Raw genomic sequence first — 18,033 nt, forward strand, 5'->3', positions numbered from 1 at the left:
AATTGGGGAAGAGGGGCGCGGTCAACGGCGCTGGCGGGCCTTGTTGGCGACGTAGCGTTCACGCGCCGCCGCGACCTCGGGACGGGTCGAGAGTTCCGGCACCGGCACGTCCCACCACGCCCCGCCTTCCTGGGTGGAGGGCAGCGGGTCGGTGTCGATGACGATGGCGTAGGTGACGGGGGATTCCTTGGCGCGCTCCAGCGCCTGTTCCAGCGCGGCAACACCCGTCACTTTCTCGGTCACGGCACCCAGCGCGCGCAGATGGGCGGCGAAGTCGATGTCGGGCAGGGTCTCGGTCTCGTAATGGGTGTCGCGCAGCAAATTGTTGAAGGGGGCGCCGCCGCAGGCGTTCTGCAAGCGGTTGATGCAGCCATAGCCGCGGTTGTCGAGCAGGACGACGATCAGCTTGCGCTTCATCGCCACCGACACGGCCAGCTCGGAATTCAGCATCATGTAGCTGCCGTCGCCGACCATGACGAAGGTCTCGCGGTCCGGGCAGGCCATCTTGACGCCGAGCCCGCCGGCGATCTCGTAGCCCATGCAGGAGAAGCCGTATTCGAGGTGGTAGCCGCCGGGCCGGCCGCTGCGCCACAGCTTGTGCAGTTCGCCCGGCAGGCCGCCGGCGGCGCAGACGATGGTGCCGTCCCTGCCGGCGGCGCGGTTGACCGCCCCCAGCACCTGGGCGTCGGTCGGCAGGTCAAGCCCGGCGTCGGCGGTCACCCGGTCGACGATGCGGGTCCACACCGCCGTGCGCTCCTGCGCCAAAGCCTGCCAGGACAACGGCGCCGACCAGTCGCCGAGCCCGGCGTCGAGGGCGGCCAGCCCGCGCGCCGCGTCGGCGACCAGCGGCAGGGCGTCGCCCTTCACCGCATCGAAGGCGGCGACGTTCAGCCCGGCGAGACGGGCGCCGCGGTTGGCGAAGACCGTCCAGGAGGCGGTGGTGAAGTCGGCGAGCCGGGTGCCGACCGCCAGCACCAGATCGGCCTCCGCCGCCAGCTCGTTGGCGGCGCTGGAGCCGGTGACGCCGATGGCGCAGACGTTGCAGGGATGGTCCCAGACCAGGGCGCCCTTGCCGGCCTGGGTCTCCGCCACCGGGATGCCCCGACGCTTGGCGAAGTCGGCCAGCGCGTCGCAGGCGCCGCTGTAGAACACGCCGCCGCCGGCGACGATCAGCGGCTTCTGTGCGGTGCGCAGGGCCTCTGTCACCGCGGCCAGCTCGTCGCGGTCGGGCTCCGGACGGCGGGTGCGGCGGACGGTGCGCTCGAAGACGGAGACCGGGAAGTCATGGGCTTCGGCCTGCACGTCCTGCGGCAGGCAGAGCGTCACCGGCCCGCACTCCACCGGGTCGGTCAGCACCTGGAGGGCGCGGCGCAGGCTGGGGATCAGCTGTTCGGGGCGGGTGATGCGGTCCCAGAAGCGCGACACCGGGCGGAAGCAGTCGTTGGCGCTGACGGTGGCGTCCTCGAACCGCTCGACCTGCTGCAACACCGGGTCGGGGGCGCGGGTGGCGAAGACGTCACCCGGCAGAAGCAGCACCGGCAGGCGGTTGACATGGGCCAGCGCCGCCGCCGTCACCATGTTGACGGCACCCGGCCCGATGGAGGTGGTGCAGGCCATCATGCGGCGGCGCCCTTGCGCCTTGGCATAGGCGATGGCGGCATGCGCCATCCCCTGCTCGTTGTGGGCGCGGTAGGTCGGCAGAACATCGCGGGCGGCATGCAGCGCCTCGCCCATGCCCGCCACGTTGCCGTGGCCGAAGATCGCCCAGACACCGGCGAACAGCGGCAGTTCCCGGCCGTCGATCTCGACATACTGGGCGCTGAGATAGCGGACGACGGCCTGGGCGACGGTTAGGCGCACGCTGTCCATGATGGCTTCTCCCTGGCGGGGCCAGTCCGGCCCCTGTTGTTTTTGGCGACGGTTCGAGGATCAGGCGGCGTGGCGGCTGCGCTGTTCCTGCCAGAAGGCGATCAGCCGGCCATAGGCGGCCTCCATCGCCGCGACCGCCGCCGCGTCGTCGATGCTGCCGGCCAGCCACGCCTCGGCGGCGGCGCCGAACAGGGTGCGGCCGACGGCGAAGCCCTTGCAGACCGGCTGGCGGGTGGCCAGCGCCAGCCCGGCCTTCAGCTCCTCCTCCGGCGCATCGAGGCCGAGGATCAGCACGCCGCGGCACAGCGGGTCATGCCGGTCGATGGTGCCGGCAATGCTGTTCCAGGCCCCCTGGCTGGCCGGCGCCGGCAGCTTCCACCAGTCGGGATGGACGCCAAGCCCGTAGACGCGCTCCAGCGCACGGGAAATCGTGTCGTCGCCGGCCGGCATGCCGCGCGGCGGGATGATCTCCAGCAGAAGCTCGTGGTTGGTGGCGCGGCAGGCGGCGAACAGGGTCTGGATCTGGCGCTCCTGCTCGGTGCGCAGCGCCTCCTCGTCGTCCGGGTGGTAGAAGGCGAGGCACTTCACCACATGCTCGGCCGGCCATTCGCGGATGGTCACGGCGATGTCGGGGCCGCCCTCGAAGCGCAGGGGACGCGACCCCGGCAGTTCCACCGGGCGGCCGATCCAGGCGCCGGTCCCGGTCAAGGCATCCAGCGCGTCCTGGCCGTGGATGCCGTCCAGCAGCATGCCGAAGCCGTCGCGGCCGTCGCAGGCCTGCCGTGCCGCCTGTTGGGCCGCCTGTAGGGCCAGCAGCTTGAAGGCTGCGATGCGCGCCGGGTCGGCGCCCAGCCGCGCCGCCATCGCCTCCAGCTGGGCGCGGTGGTCGATGGCGAAGGCCATCACCTCCGGCCAGTCGCGGCGCCGCGTGGTCGCCCAGTGGATGTGCGACAGCCGGGCATCCTCGCGCAGCCGCGGCGTCGGGCTGCCGTTCTCGATGAAATAGGACAGCTCCGTCCAAGTCGGGATGGCGGGGGCGCAGCCGTGGCGCGACACCGCGAAGGCGCCGCAGGCGTTGGCGAAGGCGCAGCACTCCTCCAGCGGATGGTCGCGCAGCCAGCCGCGCAGGAAGCCCGACATGAAGGCGTCGCCGGCCCCCAGCACATTGTAGACCTCGACCGGGAAGCCGGGGCCGCGGATGCCCTGCTCCAGGCTGTCGGGAATGGCAGCGGGGAAGACGACGCAGCCCATCGGGCCGCGCTTGCACACCAGCGTCGCGCCGGTCAGCTCGCGGACCCGGCGCAGCGCCGCCAGCGTGTCGGTGCTGCCGCCGGCGATGTGGAACTCCTCTTCCGTGCCGACGATCAGGTCGCAGGCGGGCAGGATGGTCTGCAACAGGGCGCTGACGCCGCCGTCGGCGACGAAGCGCTCCTCCCCCAGCCCGTGACCGGTCAGCTTCCACAGCACCGGGCGGTAATCGATGTCGAAAACCACCTTTGTGCCGTTCTCGCGAGCCAGCCGCATCGCCTTTCGCATGGCGGCTTCGGTCGTGGGGGTGGAGAAATGGGTGCCGCTGACCACCACGGCCTTGGCAGAGGCGATGAAGGCTTCCCGGACATCTTCTTCGCAGATCGCCATGTCGGCGCAGTTCTCGCGGTAGAAGATCAGCGGGAAGGTTTCTTGTCGCGGATGCCCAGGATGACCAGGGCGGTCAGCCGTTCCGGGTCGGTGACGACGCAGCTGGTGTCGACGCCTTCGCGGATCAGCTGTTCGCGGATGAAGCGCCCCATATGCTCGTCGCCGACGCGGGTCAGCAGGGCGGAGCGCAGGCCGAGGCGCGATGTCCCGACCGCGATGTTGGTGGGGCAGCCGCCGACATATTTGGCGAAGCTCTGCATGTCCTCCAGCCGGCCGCGGACCTGTTCGCCATAAAGGTCGACGGAGGAGCGGCCGATGGAAATGACGTCGAGTTCGCGCTCGGTTTGACCGCGTTGAGTTGGCATGGGTCAGCTCCGCTGTAATCCGGTCGTCGGATTGGCGATGGCAATGGATACGGACCGGTGGCCCCGTGCGCCGGACAGGCGGCCGTCAGCTGTAGAGCGCCGGACGGCTGGGCAGCGTGATGGCGACGGCCTCGCCCTCGCGCTCCTGCGCGGTGACGCAGGCATCCGACGTGATGGCGGCGACATAGCCGTCCCAGCAGGTCGGGCCGGTGGCGGTGCCCTGGGCGGCGGCCTTCAGGAAATCCTGAAGCTCCACGTCGTAGGAGGCGATGAAACGATCCTTCCAGTCGGTCAGGATCGGGTTCTGCAGGCTGGCATTCAGGCGCATCTGCACCGCCATCGGTTCCGGCAGGCGGGCGATGCCGTCCTCGCCCACCACCTCGCACTGGATGTCGTAGCCATAGTGGCAGTTCACGAAGATCTCGACATCGATGACGACGCCCTTCGCCGTCTCCAGCAGCACGACCTGCGGGTCGCGCAGCTTGCCGTGGCTGCGGGCGGCGCGGCGCGGGAAGATCACGCGGGCGGACACGTAATCGTCGTCCAGCAGCCAGCGGAACACGTCGATCTCGTGGATCAGCGTGTCGTGGATCGCCATCGGCGTGACGTAATGCTGGGGGACCGTCGGGTTGCGGTGGGCGGCATGGACCATGATCGGCGCGCCGGTGCGGCTGGTCACCGCCTCCTTCAGCGCGATGTAGCCGGCATCATAGCGGCGCATGAAGCCGACCTGGACCAGACGTTTGCCGTGCGCCACCTCGGCATCGACGATGCGCTTGGCGCCGTCGGCGGTGGTGGCGAGCGGCTTTTCGCAGAAGCAGGGCTTCCCGGCGGCGATGGCAGCCAGCACATACTGCTCGTGGCTGGCGCCCCAGGAGGTGACCAGAACCGCATCGACCAGCGGCGAGGCGATCAGCTCCTCGCCGGTCTCGAAGATCTCGGCATCGGGGGCGATGTCGGCCCGCACCGCTTCGGCGGACTCGCGGTTGACGTCGGTCAGGGCGACGATCTTGCCGCCGGCCAGCACCTGCTCGATGCGCCGGGCATGGTCGCGGCCGATGGCGCCGGTGCCGATGATGCCAAGTCTGACGGTCATTGTTTTAATGCCTCATGTCGTTCGGTGGGCGAGCGGGGCCACGCGCGCAGTCCTGCGCGCCGCGCCCGGGCGGGTCACCGGGGTCGATTGCGGTTTTCGGTTCTTGGGGGGCCGCCCGCTGGCGGGCCGCCGGAAATGGCTGGAGTGTGATCGTTTCAAGCGGAATCGCTTGAAGCGTGAATCACACGGAAAACCAAACTCTAGGGTTCCGAATCCGTCATCGCGCTTCCTCCCGGCCGTTTCTGCTCTTGATTGGCAGGGGAAGCATTCACCATCGCGCACGGTCCGGTCAACGCGCCAGCCGGCCGGATCGCCGTCAAACATGAGAGAATTTGCAGCACACCATGATGGTTTTCCATCATGGCGTTGGGAGGCCCTCCCCTACAGGCTCTCCGGCGTCCACAGTTGGGCGGGAAGGAAGCGCTGGCCGGGATTCTCCGCCATGCCGTGTTCGATGCTGTGGACCATCATCTCGATCAGGTCGGCGCAGAGCGCCGGCAGCGGCGTCGCCATCACCACCGAGACATGGCGGTCGAGCAGCGCCTGCCTCGATTCCGGCGTCAGCTCGTGGACGATGCAGGTCACCTCGTCCGGCCGGCGGAGCTCGCGCAATGCGGCGATGGCGCCCTCCATGCCGCCGCCCGCCACATAGATGCCGACCACGTCGTCGTGCCGGTCCAGCAGGCCAAGCGTCGCCTCGTAGGTCAGCTGGCGCGTCTCGACGTTGACGATGCTGTCCATCAGGGTGAATTCGGGCGCGAACTCGCGGAAATAGCTGCGGAATCCGGTCTCGCGCAGGGCATGGCCGTGATAGCGGAAGGCGCCGATGAAGACGGCGATGCGCCCCGGCCGCGGAGCAATCTTCGACATCAGCCACGCCGCGGTGCGGCCGGCCTTCAGGTTGTTGGTGCCGATGTAACCTTCCCGCACGCCCTGGGCAAAGTCGGACAGCAGCGAGAAGGTCGGGATGCCGGCGGCCTTCAGTTCGGCCACCGCGGCGGTGGCGTCGTGATGGTCGATGCCGGTGACAGCGACCGCCCTCACCTTCCCTTTCATGCCGCGGATCAGCTCGGCGAGTTCTGCCGGGGATGTCGACTGGACGAAGCGGATGGTGGCGCGCAGCCGGCGGTCGGGATGGCTGCGCGCCACCTCCTCGATCCGCGCCGCGAACTCCTGATAGAAGGCGTGACGCTCCTTTTGAAGGATGAAGCCGAGATGATAGTCGGGCTGCTGGGCCAGGGTACGCTGGCGGATGGCGTTGGCGCCGTGGAAGCCGATGTCTGTCGCCGCCTCGAAGATGCGGCGGGCGGTCTCCTCCCGCACGGGGTGCCTGCCGTTCAGCAGCCGGTCGATGGTGGCGACGCTGACGCCCGCCGCCTTGGCGAGGTCGGAAATCGTCGGGCGCTTCATGGGTGGAGACCTCATCCGGTCACGGGCGGGAACCGGCGCTGTCTATCACGAAGCATGAGGGAATGAGAGACCCTTGCACGGGCGCCTGCCGGTCAGCGCTTGACGTTGCGCAGGATCAGAGCGAGCGGCACCGCCGAGGCGGAGATCAGCATCAGCGCGAAGAACACGTCGATGTAGGACCAGTAGGCGGTCTGCATCTGCACCTGCTGGCCGATGAAGGCCATCGCCCGTTCCCGCGCTCCGGCCTCGCCGCCGGCCATGGAGAAGTAGTTGGTCGCCTGCTCCATGGTCCGCTGATAGGCCGGGTTGGACGGCACGATATGCTCGGCCAGCCGGCTGTGGTGGAACTGCTCGCGGAAGGCCAGCACATTCTGGGCGATCGACACTCCGATGGAGCCGCCGACATTGCGCGCGACGTTGATGAGGGCCGAGGCCTGGTCGGTCTTGTCGCGCGGGATGCCGTCATAGGACGCCGTGGTGATCGGGATGAAGATCAGCGGCAGGCCGATGCCGATATAGATGCGCGACCAGGCGAAGAACCAGAAGGTGGAGTCCGGGTTCAGCCGTGTCAGGTCCCACATCGCCAGCGCCACGATGGTGGCGCCGGTGGCGATCAGGTATTTCGGCTGGATGCGCCCGGCCAGCCTGCCGACGACCAGCATCATCACCATGGTCACCATGCCGCCCGGCGACAGGGCAAGTCCGGCCCAGGTGGCGGTGAAGCCGTAATATTGCTGGAGAAGCTCCGGCAGGAACTGCGTCGTGGCGATCAGGATGGCGCCGGTCGCCATCATCACCAGGAAGCAGGAGCCGAACTGCCGCGTCGCCACCATCCGCAGGTCGAGGATCGGGTTCTCCCGCGTCATCTCCCACGGGATCATCAGGCAGAAGGACGCCACGCAGATGACGGCGAAGGTGATGATGAAACCCGACGCGAACCAGTCGTCGGTCTGGCCGCGGTCGAGCACCACCTCTAGCGAGCCGAGGAAGGTCGCCACCAGCAGGAAGCCGATCACATCCATGCGGATGCCCCGGCGCTTCAGCCGCTGCCGTTCCTCGATGGCGGATTTCGGTTCCTGCACCAGGAAGCTGACCAGCGCGAAGGCCATCACCCCGACCGGCCCGTTGATCAGGAAGCACCAGTGCCAGGACAGGTTGTCGGACAGCCAGCCGCCCAGCGTCGGCCCGACCACCGGCGCCACCACCACGGCGATGCCGAAGATGGCGAAGGCCTGCCCGCGCTTGGCCGGCGGGAAGCTGTCGGCCAGGATCGACTGCGAAATCGGCACCATGCCGCCGCCGGCGAAGCCCTGGAGCACCCGGAACAGCAGGAGCGATTCCAGATTCCAGGCGAAGCCGCAGGCCAGCGAGCTGACGGTGAACAGCCCGAGGCAGGCCAGATAGAAGCGCTTGCGGCCATAGCGCTTGGCGATGAAGCTGCTGGCCGTCAGCACGATGGCGTTCGCCACCAGATACGAGGTGACGACCCACGACGCCTCGTCGGCGCTGACCGCCAGCGTGCCGGAGATGTAGCGCAAGGCGACGTTGGCGATGGTGGTGTCCAGCACCTCCATGAAGGTGGCGATGGAGACCACCACGGCGATCAGCCAGGGGTTGCGGCCGCCGGCGGCACTCTGCGAGGCATCGAAGCCGCCGGCACCTTCCGCGGCGGCGCTCATCGCACCGTCACCCGCGGCACCACCGACATGCCGGGACCGATGGAGACGCCGTCCGGCCATTGGTCGACGACGATCTTCACGGGAATGCGCTGCACCACCTTCACATAGTTGCCGGTGGCGTTCTCGGCCGGCAGCAGGGAAAAGGCGGTGCCGGAGCCCGGCTGCACGCTGTCGACATGGCCGGTGACCTTGCGGCCGGGATAGGCGTCGATCTTGATGTCCACCGGTTGGCCCGGCCGCATGTCGGTGATCTGGGTTTCCTTGAAGTTGGCGGTGACCCAGATGTCGTCGGGGACGAAGATGGCGAGGCTCTGGCCAGCCTGGGCGAACTGGCCGACCGCCCCGCTCAGCTGCACCACCCGGCCGGGCTGTGCGGCGGTAACGGCGGTGTAGGACAGGTTCAACTGGGCCTGGGCCAGTTGCGCCTTCGCCCGCGCCAGATCGGCGACGGCGCTGGTCCGCTGCGCCTGGAGCGCCCCGACCTGCCGTTCGGCGGCGATCACCGCGGCGTTGGCGCTGGTCAGCTTGCCCTGCTGTTCCTGCAGGGTGGCGGTGGACTGCTGCGCCTGCTGCACCGTTCCGGCACCGCGGGATTGCAGGTCGCGGTAGCGCGCCGCATCCTCCTTGGCGAAGCCGACGGCGGCCTCGGCCTGCGAGACCTCCGCCTTGGCTTGCTCGATCTGGGCACGCTGGGCGTCGATCTGGGCGTCGTAGCCGGTGATCGCCGCCTGGGCGGAGTCGATCTGCGCCTGCGCCTGATCCAGCGCCGTCTGGTAGTCGCGCGTGTCGATGCGGAACAGCAGGTCGCCGGCATTGACATGCCGGTTGTCGCCGACCGCCACCTCCGTCACATAGCCGCCCACCTTCGCCGCCACCGGGAACTGGCGGGTGTCGACGAAGGCATCGTCGGTCGACTTGTAGGGGTGGATGTTGCGCTGCCAATAGATGTAGCCGGCCACCGCCAGCAGGGCGACCGCCACCAGCCCGGCGAGGATTGCAACCGGGTGACGGCGGATGAAGCCCGGCTTCTTGCGATCATCGCCCGCGGCCGGCTGTCCGCGCTCGCTGCGCCCGGCTTGGCCGTCCGCCTCCTGTCCGGTGAGATCGACGACGTCCCTGCGATGCTGGTCGTCCGGCATGGTATGACGCTCCTGACCGAAATGCCGGGCGATCAGCAAGGGCCCGGTCGTTGCCGCGCGGGAGCGTCCCCGCTCCCTGTCGTGGGAGAGCGTCCCCGCTCCCCAGCGCGAAACACCGGAACCACCCGATCGTTGCACGGGCTTGGCAGAAAGCCGGCGGACGCATCCGCAGAACAGCCATGCCACAGGTCGATGGTCGGGGCCGGACGGCGCGAACCGCAACAAGGGTCGGGCGGCAGCGGTCCATTAGACAATCATAACGTCGGATATGACTATGCCTTCTGAAATAATATGAAAGCCAACAGATCCAGGATTCGTCCCATGCGTAAAAAGAAGGAGTTCTTAACCGAATCTCCTCAATAATCATATTTGCCGGTCGGGCGAATTATTTGTCTCTTGACAGAATTGCGCCATCGCCGGGGAGCCAACCATCCAACATGACCGCGGAGCCCAGCCCATGACGCTTTTGAAGGAGACCATCGCGAGCGGGGCCGTCCCGCAGAGCGTCGGCCGCGGCGCCGTCCCGGTCGATGACGAGGCGGCGAGGCTGGAGGCGCTGCGCCGCACCGGGCTGCTGGACAGCGAGCCGGAACCCGCTTTCGACGATCTGGTCTCCTGGGCCTGCGATCATTTCCGCGTGCCCATCGCGCTGATGTCGCTGCTGGACGCCGACCGGCAATGGTTCAAGGCGCGCCGCGGCTTGGCCGTCCAGGAAACGCCGCGCGACGTCGCCTTCTGCGACTTCACCATCCGCCAGAGCCTGCCGATGGTGGTCGAGGACGCCGCCCGCGACCCGCGTTTCCAGCACAACCCGCTGGTGCTGGGCGAACCGTACATCCGCTTTTATGCCGGCGCCCCGATCATCAACCGGCAGGGGCTGGCGCTTGGCTCCGTCTGCCTGATCGACACGGCGCCGCGCAGTTTCGGCATGGTGGACCGCATGGTGCTGGCACAACTGACCGTGACGGCGCTGGCGGCGATTGAACGGCGATAGGACGGCGGGAAGCTGGGCTGGAGATCGACGATTGAGTCCATGCCGCATTGCACCATTCTCATTGGCGTTTCTCCGAACTTGACGGCAAGTTCGGCGCTGGAACTATTGAAGACGACAGTGCCCGGAACAGGATGACCACCGAGATGACGCCCGCAAAGGCGAAGCGCCTGCCGCCGGTTCCGGTCCGTGAAGAGGATCGGCTGGCGATGCTCCAGCGGTACGAACTGCTCGACACGCCGGCCGAGGCGGCCTTCGACCAGATCACGCGTCTGGCCGCCAAGCTGCTGAAGGTACCGGTGGCGCTCATCTCGCTGGTCGACCGCGACCGCCAGTGGTTCAAGTCGCGGGTCGGACTGCCGGTGCAGGAGACGCCGCGCGAATATGCCTTCTGCGCCCACGCGCTCGACTCCGAGGCCCTGCTCGTGGTCGGCGACGCCCGGCAGGACGAACGCTTCGCCGACAACCCGCTGGTGACCGGCGATCCCAACATCCGCTTCTATGCCGGCGCCCCGCTGCGCACGGCGGACGGGCTGGCGCTCGGCACCATCTGCGTGATCGACGACCAGCCGCGCCCGCCGCTGACGCCGGAGGAGGAGGAGGCGCTGCGCGACCTGTCGGCGATGACGATGGCGCATATCGAGGCGCGGCGCGCCGTCGGCTACCTGCATCCGGTCACCTCGCTGTCGAACCGCTTCCGTTTCCTGGCAGACGCCGACGCCCTGGCGGACGACCCCGCCACGCTGCCGGGGACGGCGGTGGTGATCGATGCCGCGGCGTCCCAGCAATATGCCGAACTGACCCGGGTGCTGGGGCAGGTCTGCGCCGACGCGTTCGAGGTCGATTGCGCCCGCCGCATCGCCGCCTGCCTGCCGGACCGCACGCGGCTCTATCACCTGTCGCCGGCCCGATTCGCCTTCATCCTGCTGTCCGATGGCGACGGCGATCTGGCCGCCACGCTGGACCGCATCAGCGCTGCGGTGCGCAGCCCCTTCCAGTATCAGGGCGTGCCGATCGCCACGTCCTCCGGCATCGGCTTCGTGCACCGGTCGGACATCGCGGCGGAAAGCCCCGTGGAAAGCGTGGAGCTGCTGCGGGCCGCCACCAGCGCCGCCCACCAGTCGCTGGAGACGCAGAAGCCCTGGTGCGCCTATGACGAGGAGCAGGACCGTGCCGCCCACCGCGCCTTCCTGCTGCTGCGCAGCCTGACCGAGGCGATGGACGGACACGGCCAGCTGCACATGGCCTATCAGCCCAAGGTGGATCTGCGCACCGACCGCTGCATCGGGGCGGAGGCGCTGCTGCGCTGGACCCACCCGGAACTGGGACCGATCTCGCCCGCCGAGTTCGTGCCGCTGGCCGAACGCACGGCGCTGGTGCGCCCTCTGACCGAATGGGTGATCGGTGCCGTCCTGACGCAGGTGGTGCACTGGCGCCAGCGCGGCATCGACCTGCCGGTGTCGATCAACATCTCGATGCTGGATCTCGGCAGCGGCGACTTCACCGACCGGGTTGAAGCCCTGCTGGCGCGCCACGACGTGCAGGCGGACTGGATCGATTTCGAGGTGACGGAAAGCGCCCTGATGACCGACCGGGCGGAGGTCGACCGCCAGCTCCTCCGCCTGCGCCGCCTGGGCATCGAGGTGGAGATCGACGATTTCGGCACCGGCCAGAGCGCCCTGTCCTATCTGAAGGATATCCCGGCGACGGCGGTGAAGATCGACCAGCGCTTCATCCGTTCCATCGCCGATGAGCGCAGCGACCAGATCATGGTCCGCTCGACCATCGACCTTGCCCATGACCTGGGCTATCTGGTCATCGCCGAAGGGGTGGAGACGGCCGAGGCCTATGACTGGCTGCGCCTGCACGGCTGCGACTTCGGCCAGGGCTATCTGATCTCCCGGCCGCTGGCACCGGCGGCCTTCGAAGACTGGCTGGCGGCGGGCGCCTTCCGCCCCGCCGCCATACAGGTCTGACTCACTTCGCGGCGAGGCAGGCGGCGATGGAGGCGCGTTCGATCTCCGCATAGAGGTCGAACGGGTTCAGCACCGCGGCACCCAGATCGGCTTCGAAACGCTGCTGGTTCGGGCTGGCGGCGAAATCCTGCCGGGCCTCGTCGCCCAGGTTGGACTGGAAGATCCCGGCGGCGCTGACCGGCAGGAAATCCTCGTAGACGACGGGATCGAAGCGGACGGCGCCGCTCTCGATCAGCGTTTCCAGATCGGCTCCCGGCGTCGGCGGGGTGCGGCGCCCGGCCTCGGTCAGGGAATAGCTGAAATAGCCGAGCCCCTCGCGGCGAATCCCGTCCCAGCTGTCGGGGAAGGGAGCGAAGACCTCCTGGAGGGCCGCCATGTACTGCGCGGCGTTGGAGCCGTCGGCCGCCGGGGCGACGAGGCGGCGGGAGTCCTGGAGCAGCGTGTCGTAGAGCGCCCGGCCCTTCGGGGTGAGGGCGATGCCGCGCTGCTCGATCTCGCCGAAGCGGGCGGTGTGGACGCCGGACCGCCAGCCGCCCCCCTCACTGTCACTGGCCTGGAAATCGACCGGCTCGCTCAGCGCCTTGAAGGAGGTCTGGCGCAGCAGGATCGGGCAGCGGCGGGTCGGCGGGCCTTCGACCACCGCCTTCGGCGCGATGCCCTTTTCCGGCATCAGCCGCTGGACCGCATCGATGTCGAGCGTGCGCGGCGTCAGGTGGTTGATGTGCGGCCCCTTGAAGGACACCACGTCGGCGATCAGCCGGTGGGCGTCGTGCAGACGGTTGTAGAGATCCAGCGGCACATTGGCCCGGCTGTGCCAGCGGAAGGTCTCCAGCGCCTCCGCAACGAAGCGCCCGGCATCCTCCTCATCCAGCCCGCCGTCGGCCTCGGCCTTTTCGATCAGGGCAAGGCAGCCGGGGGTGAAGATGCTGCGCGCGGCCAGCACCTTTTCCGCCTCCTGCCGCAAGGCTTCGTCGGCGATCAGGTCGAGCCGCAGCAGCGAGGTGAAGACGCGGAACGGGTTGCGGCTCAGCGCTTCCCCGTCCACCGGACGGAAGGCGGTGGAATGGACGGGGACGCCGGCCTCCGACAAATCGTAATAGCCGACCGGCTGCATGCCCATCACCGCGAACAGGCGGCGCATGGTGGACAGCTCCTGCGCGGTGCCGAGGCGGATGGCGCCGTGGCGCTCCTCGGTGATGCGATTGAGGCCGCCGGCGGAGTCCAGGCGATGGCGCTCCGCCGGATCGGCGGCCAGCAGCGCCGCGTTCACCTCCTCCACCAGCTCGACGAGCGTCTGGTAGGCCGGCACCTCCGTCCGATACATCTCCGACATGGCGGTGGAGAACAGGGTGCGGATCGCATCGGGGCCGGTGAGATCGGCGCGGGTAATCGTCTGGACGCTCATTCCAAATCTCGCTCGCATTGGCTGGCCGGACCTCCGCGGCCCTTCACAGGCTGCTGATATAGCAACGAAGCGGCGGGATGGATTGCGATTGTTTTTCCCGACATCATGAGGAAAGCTCATGACCTGCCGGAGGTACGGCAGTCCGCCGTCTCCGCCAGGATCCAGTCGCGGAAGGCGGCCAGCGGCGGATAGCTTGCCCGCTCCGACGGCCAGACGACGTAATAGGCGTTCTCGCTTTCCATCGGCAGATCGAGCGCCGGCACCAGCTGGCCCGACCGCAACTCCTCCTCGATCAGGAACAGCGGAAGCAGCGCCACGCCCAGCCCGGCGATGGCCGCTTGCGAGGCGGTGGCGAACTGGTCGAACAGCATGCCGTGCACGCCGTCGGCCGGCGTGCCGTGCAGGGTCAGCCAGCGCTCCCACGCGTCGGGACGGCTGGTCAGGTGCAGCAGCGGGGCGAGGCGCAGGTCGGCGGGCTGGCGGAAATCGAAGCGGTCGCGCAGGCTCCGACTGCAGGCGGGAATCACCGTCTCGCGGCGCAGCAGCGCCATCTCCCCGCCCGGCCAGTCCGGCCGGCCGAAATGGATCGCGGCATCCACCGGGTCCAGACGGAAATCGAAGGGCGCCATCCGCGTCACCAGATTGATGGTGATGCCGGGATTGCCGGCCAGGAAGCTTGGCAGGCGCGGCGCCAGCCAGCGCGTGCCGAAGGTCGGCAGGATGGCGATGCTGAGCGTGCCGCCATAGGGGTTGGCGCGCAAGTTCAGCGACGCGGTGCTGATCCGGCGCAGGGCGTCGCGCACCTCCCGCACGTAATACTCGCCGCCGGCGGTCAGGCGGATGGTCTGCCGTTCGCGGTGGAACAGCTCGACCTCCAGCAGGTCCTCCAGCGCCTTGATCTGGCGGCTGACGGCGCTCTGGGTCAGCGACAGCTCCTTGGCCGCCGCGGTGATGCTGCCGGTGCGCGCCGCCGCCTCGAAGGCGGACAGCAGGGCCAGGGAAGGAAGGAAGCGGCGCGGGCTCTGCATCAAGGTCTCGGTATCACGGTCTCGGTATCACGGTCTCGGCGGATTTCATTCCGGAATGGAATGACTGGTTGAGCAAAGATCATTTTGCCGAAGGGGGTAGGCAAGTCAATCTTTCGCACCGGGAATGACTGGCGCACAGAACAGACGCGAAAAGGACCTCAGGGGATGCTGAACGATCCGCGGTCGCATGGGCTTTGGGAACGCACCGCACCGGCGGCACCGCCGACAGCACCGCTGTCCGGCAGCGTCCAGGCCGACGTGGTGATCGTCGGCGCCGGCTACACCGGCCTGTCGGCGGCACTGCATCTGGCCGAAAGCGGCGTCAGCGCAGTGGTTGTCGAGGCGGTGGAGATAGGCTTCGGCGGCGCCGGGCGCAATGTCGGGCTGGTCAATGCCGGCATGTGGGTGATGCCCGACCAGCTGGTCAGCACCCTGGGACCGGTCTATGGCGAGCGGCTGATCGAGCTGCTGGGCAACGCGCCGCGCGCCGTCTTCGACCTGATCACCAGGCACGGCATCGCCTGCGAGGACGAGCGCAGCGGCACGCTCCATTGCGGCGTCGGCCCGGCGGGCCTGCGCGAACTGGAACAGCGCGCGGACATCTGGCAGAAGCGCGGCGCACCGGTCCGCCTGCTGGACGCGAAGGAGACGGCGGAGAAGGTCGGCACCACGGCCTACACCGGCTCGCTGCTGGATCTGCGCGCCGGCACCATCCAGCCGCTGGCCTATGCCCGCGGGCTGGCGACGGCGGCCATCGCGGCGGGGGCCCGCATCTTCACCGGCAGCCCCGTGCAGTCGGCGAGCCAGACCAGAGCCGGGTGGGAGGTGAAGACGCCGGACGGATCGGTCACCGCCGACTGGGTGGTGGTCGCCACCGACGCCTACAGCATCGGCCCCTGGGTGCAGCTGCGCACCGAGCAGGTCCACCTGCCCTATTTCAATCTGGCGACGGAGCCGCTGTCCGATGCGATGCAAAAGGCCATCCTGCCGGAACGCCAGGGGGTGTGGGACACCAAGTCGGTGCTGAGTTCCTACCGCTTCGACCGCCGGGGCCGGCTGGTGTTCGGCAGCGTCGGCGCGCTGCGCGGGACCGGAACCGCGGTCCACCGCGCCTGGGCGCTGCGCTCGCTGGCCGCGCTGTTCCCGCAGCTGGGGCCGGTGCGGTTCGAATCCGAATGGTACGGCCAGATCGGCATGACCAAGGACAACCTGCCCCGCTTCCACCGGCTGGACCGCAACGTCATCGGCTTCAGCGGCTACAACGGCCGCGGCATCGCCCCCGGCACCGTGCTCGGCCGCTGCCTGGCCGAGCACATCACCGGCAAACTGCCGGAGGCGGAGATGCCGCTTCCCAGCACCGCCCCCGACACCCTGTCGGCCCGGGCGGTGCAGGAGGCCGTCTATGAGTATGGCGCGCAGGCAACCCATCTGGTCGGAGCGCGGCTGCCGGGGAAGATCTGACCGCGCGCCTTCCCCGGCACATCCTTTACGTTAAAGGCCCCAGGCGCCGCTTTCGGCGGGGTCGACGACCTGGATGTTGTTCTCCACCGCCTTCACGCCGGGGACGCGCTCGGCCGCGATGCGCAGCGCGTCCCGCTGCGACACGCTGCTGACGAAGCCCCAGAGCTGGACGACGCCGTTGCGGACGACGATGGCGTCGTGCGAACGCGAGTCCCACGACAGTTCCTTGACGGCGGCGGCCACCCGCTCCTTCAGGTCGCGGTCGTCAGCCGCGGCGGCCGGCGTTTCCGGCGAGACGCTGGCCAGCGCGCGCAACAGGTTGGCGCGGCTGATGATGCCGACCAGGGCGCCGTGGCGCACCACCGGCACGCGCTTGATCCGCCGCGTCTCCATCACCCGCACGACCTCTTCGGGCGAGGCGCTCTCGTCCACCGTGGTGACGTGGGCGGTCATCACGTCGGCGACCTTGCGGGCATGGGACTTGATGAAATCCTCCGCCGGCAGGGTGCCGCCGGACACCAGCCCGAGCCACCAGGAGCGGTGACGCTCCGTCCCCAGCTCCACCCGGCGCAGCAGGTCGCCTTCGCTGATGATCCCCACCACCTTGCCGGCGGCATCGACCACCGGCAGGCCGCTGATGTGATTCTCCAGCATCGTCCGGGCGGCATCGGCGACGGTCGCGTCCGGGCCGATGGTGATGACCCGCGGTGTCATCAGATCGATTGCTTTCATCGTTTCTCTCCCTTTGATGTCGTGGAACGGAGACAGCCTAGGAGGTCGACAGACGAGAGCGATTGATCTACAGCAATTCGGCACCGGCCTTTCCGCATGATGAAAAATACAAACATCACCCCTGCAAATCCGGTCTGGTCCGCTGGGTCAAGTACTTGACAGAGAATATCGACTTAACCGGACCGGATATCCGCCCGGCTATTTCCGCTGGAGGCCGCCTGCCCCGGCACTTTACTCCGCAATCTCCGCCACCAGTGTGGCGATGGTGCGCTCTTCGGGCGGGGTCGGCGCGCGGTAGAAGGAATGGCCGCCGATGGAGGCGGTCTTCAGCCGCGCCTCCGCCCATTCCGGCTTCTGGCGGCGCAGCGCGGCCTGTGCCGGCGGGCTGTAGAACATCGAGGCGCGGGCGGTCGGATCGGGCAGGTCGTCGTCGTTCAGGTTCCAGGCCAGCCCGCGCGCGGTGCGCAACGCCTCCTGGTCGGGGGCGAGGCGCGTCTTCGGCCAGGACGGCATGCCGCCCGCCCGGATCACCGCGGCCTGCCGGCGAATCTCCGCCAGGATGCGCCGGGTTTCGACACGCGGATCGGCCGCCAGCTTCGCCTGCCGGGCCGCCTTGTCCGCCTGCCTGCCCTTTGCCTTGACCGCCTTGGCCGTCTTCCGGTTGGCGGGCTCGACGGGCGGCGCCGCGAAAGGCTCGAACTGGCCGGTCGCGACGACGACGCGGCAGGGCAGCGACGGCTGATCGGCAGAGGCGGCGCGGTTGGCGACCACCCACATGACGGCCGCCATGGCGTCGGCGCCCTCGCCCCGCGCTTCGGCCCAGCCGGCCAGCGCAAGACAGCGGCGCTCCCGTTCGGCCTGCCACGGGGTCAGCATGAAGACCGAGGCGCCGATCATCACCGCCTGTTTGGCGCCGCCCCGCTTCGGCACGCCGCCCTTCTCGTCGCCGACGAACCGCGCGCAGCCCTTGTCACCCGGCCGGCAAACGGCAGCGCCGTCATCTGCACCGACGGCCTGCGCAGCGGCTGCCGTGGGCGACAGGGCGGCTGCAAGCAGCAGAGTGGTGAGGAGGTTGCGCATCCCAGTCTCTCCGGTTCAGGAAGGGGGACTTCCTTCGACAGGAGCGCGGACTGCAAGTTCCCGGATTCGTCCATCTCTCAGAGAGCTTAAGCCTGAGGGCGGAGGATGTACGCCGTTCGGATTCCGATGGCGTCATGCGGACAAGACGAACGGGCTGGAAGCCG

Annotated in this window: 14 protein-coding genes; 3 read left to right on the forward strand and 11 right to left on the reverse strand. The window is 68.7% G+C overall.

Annotated elements, in window-relative coordinates; translation table 11 throughout:
• Positions 1-21: 21 nt before the first annotated feature.
• The 7 genes from iolD to ACWPN3_RS03650 all read right to left on the reverse strand — a co-directional run bounded on the left by iolD (position 22) and on the right by ACWPN3_RS03650 (position 9,196).
• On the reverse strand, positions 22-1,869 hold the full coding sequence (iolD, locus tag ACWPN3_RS03620) for a 3D-(3,5/4)-trihydroxycyclohexane-1,2-dione acylhydrolase (decyclizing) (protein ID WP_492242508.1): 1,848 nt from the start codon (positions 1,867-1,869) through the stop codon (positions 22-24).
• Positions 1,870-1,929: 60 nt separating this feature from the next.
• The gene (gene iolC / locus ACWPN3_RS03625; RefSeq protein ID WP_492261093.1) at positions 1,930-3,507 is read right to left on the reverse strand and encodes a 5-dehydro-2-deoxygluconokinase; all 1,578 of its coding nucleotides are present in this window, start codon (positions 3,505-3,507) and stop codon (positions 1,930-1,932) included.
• Positions 3,508-3,533: 26 nt separating this feature from the next.
• Entirely contained in the window at positions 3,534-3,872 is a 339-nt protein-coding gene (locus ACWPN3_RS03630) for a PfkB family carbohydrate kinase (protein WP_492261094.1), read from the reverse strand.
• Between the two features lie 85 nt (positions 3,873-3,957).
• Positions 3,958-4,968 (reverse strand): Gfo/Idh/MocA family protein, encoded by a 1,011-nt coding sequence (locus tag ACWPN3_RS03635; protein ID WP_492242506.1) that lies wholly within the window; start codon positions 4,966-4,968, stop codon positions 3,958-3,960.
• 381 nt (positions 4,969-5,349) lie between these two features.
• Complete coding sequence (locus tag ACWPN3_RS03640) at positions 5,350-6,378, reverse strand: LacI family DNA-binding transcriptional regulator (protein ID WP_109447662.1); 1,029 nt, start codon at positions 6,376-6,378, stop codon at positions 5,350-5,352.
• A gap of 92 nt (positions 6,379-6,470) precedes the next feature.
• Positions 6,471-8,057, reverse strand: coding sequence for a DHA2 family efflux MFS transporter permease subunit (locus ACWPN3_RS03645; protein WP_492242505.1), 1,587 nt, complete (start codon positions 8,055-8,057; stop codon positions 6,471-6,473).
• Positions 8,054-9,196, reverse strand: a complete 1,143-nt coding sequence (locus ACWPN3_RS03650) for an HlyD family secretion protein (protein WP_492261095.1) — start codon at positions 9,194-9,196, stop codon at positions 8,054-8,056. Before ACWPN3_RS03650 ends, ACWPN3_RS03645 begins: the two co-directional genes overlap by 4 nt.
• Positions 9,197-9,653: 457 nt before the next feature.
• Between ACWPN3_RS03650 and ACWPN3_RS03655 the strand changes: the two genes are divergently transcribed.
• Both ACWPN3_RS03655 and ACWPN3_RS03660 read left to right on the forward strand, forming a co-directional pair.
• Positions 9,654-10,190 (forward strand): GAF domain-containing protein, encoded by a 537-nt coding sequence (locus tag ACWPN3_RS03655; protein WP_109447658.1) that lies wholly within the window; start codon positions 9,654-9,656, stop codon positions 10,188-10,190.
• A 143-nt stretch (positions 10,191-10,333) separates the two neighbouring features.
• Positions 10,334-12,163, forward strand: coding sequence for a sensor domain-containing phosphodiesterase (locus ACWPN3_RS03660; protein ID WP_492242503.1), 1,830 nt, complete (start codon positions 10,334-10,336; stop codon positions 12,161-12,163).
• A gap of 1 nt (position 12,164) precedes the next feature.
• Here the strand turns inward: ACWPN3_RS03660 and hglS are convergent, their stop codons facing one another.
• Positions 12,165-13,568, reverse strand: a complete 1,404-nt coding sequence (gene hglS, locus ACWPN3_RS03665) for a 2-oxoadipate dioxygenase/decarboxylase HglS (RefSeq protein ID WP_492242502.1) — start codon at positions 13,566-13,568, stop codon at positions 12,165-12,167.
• 116 nt (positions 13,569-13,684) lie between these two features.
• Positions 13,685-14,596, reverse strand: coding sequence for a LysR family transcriptional regulator (locus ACWPN3_RS03670; RefSeq protein ID WP_492242501.1), 912 nt, complete (start codon positions 14,594-14,596; stop codon positions 13,685-13,687).
• 165 nt (positions 14,597-14,761) lie between these two features.
• Between ACWPN3_RS03670 and ACWPN3_RS03675 the strand changes: the two genes are divergently transcribed.
• The gene (locus tag ACWPN3_RS03675; protein ID WP_492242500.1) at positions 14,762-16,057 is read left to right on the forward strand and encodes an NAD(P)/FAD-dependent oxidoreductase; all 1,296 of its coding nucleotides are present in this window, start codon (positions 14,762-14,764) and stop codon (positions 16,055-16,057) included.
• 30 nt (positions 16,058-16,087) lie between these two features.
• On the opposite strand, the gene ACWPN3_RS03680 is transcribed toward ACWPN3_RS03675, so the two are convergent.
• The gene (locus ACWPN3_RS03680; protein ID WP_492242499.1) at positions 16,088-16,789 is read right to left on the reverse strand and encodes a CBS domain-containing protein; all 702 of its coding nucleotides are present in this window, start codon (positions 16,787-16,789) and stop codon (positions 16,088-16,090) included.
• Positions 16,790-17,020: 231 nt separating this feature from the next.
• Entirely contained in the window at positions 17,021-17,869 is an 849-nt protein-coding gene (locus tag ACWPN3_RS03685) for a cell wall hydrolase (protein ID WP_492242498.1), read from the reverse strand.
• Positions 17,870-18,033: the final 164 nt, after the last annotated feature.

Source organism: Azospirillum sp. UENF 111221 (assembly GCF_058780625.1).

Coding starts and splice junctions, on each gene's coding strand:
- ACWPN3_RS03675 (WP_492242500.1), top strand. CDS start 14,762: ATGCTGAACGATCCGCGGTCGCATGGGCTTTGGGAACGCACCGCACCG.
- ACWPN3_RS03685 (WP_492242498.1), bottom strand. CDS start 17,869: ATGCGCAACCTCCTCACCACTCTGCTGCTTGCAGCCGCCCTGTCGCCC.
- hglS (WP_492242502.1), bottom strand. CDS start 13,568: ATGAGCGTCCAGACGATTACCCGCGCCGATCTCACCGGCCCCGATGCG.
- ACWPN3_RS03680 (WP_492242499.1), bottom strand. CDS start 16,789: ATGAAAGCAATCGATCTGATGACACCGCGGGTCATCACCATCGGCCCG.
- ACWPN3_RS03655 (WP_109447658.1), top strand. CDS start 9,654: ATGACGCTTTTGAAGGAGACCATCGCGAGCGGGGCCGTCCCGCAGAGC.
- ACWPN3_RS03670 (WP_492242501.1), bottom strand. CDS start 14,596: ATGCAGAGCCCGCGCCGCTTCCTTCCTTCCCTGGCCCTGCTGTCCGCC.
- ACWPN3_RS03645 (WP_492242505.1), bottom strand. CDS start 8,057: ATGAGCGCCGCCGCGGAAGGTGCCGGCGGCTTCGATGCCTCGCAGAGT.
- ACWPN3_RS03660 (WP_492242503.1), top strand. CDS start 10,334: ATGACGCCCGCAAAGGCGAAGCGCCTGCCGCCGGTTCCGGTCCGTGAA.
- ACWPN3_RS03630 (WP_492261094.1), bottom strand. CDS start 3,872: ATGCCAACTCAACGCGGTCAAACCGAGCGCGAACTCGACGTCATTTCC.
- iolC (WP_492261093.1), bottom strand. CDS start 3,507: ATGGCGATCTGCGAAGAAGATGTCCGGGAAGCCTTCATCGCCTCTGCC.
- ACWPN3_RS03640 (WP_109447662.1), bottom strand. CDS start 6,378: ATGAAGCGCCCGACGATTTCCGACCTCGCCAAGGCGGCGGGCGTCAGC.
- ACWPN3_RS03635 (WP_492242506.1), bottom strand. CDS start 4,968: ATGACCGTCAGACTTGGCATCATCGGCACCGGCGCCATCGGCCGCGAC.
- ACWPN3_RS03650 (WP_492261095.1), bottom strand. CDS start 9,196: ATGCCGGACGACCAGCATCGCAGGGACGTCGTCGATCTCACCGGACAG.
- iolD (WP_492242508.1), bottom strand. CDS start 1,869: ATGGACAGCGTGCGCCTAACCGTCGCCCAGGCCGTCGTCCGCTATCTC.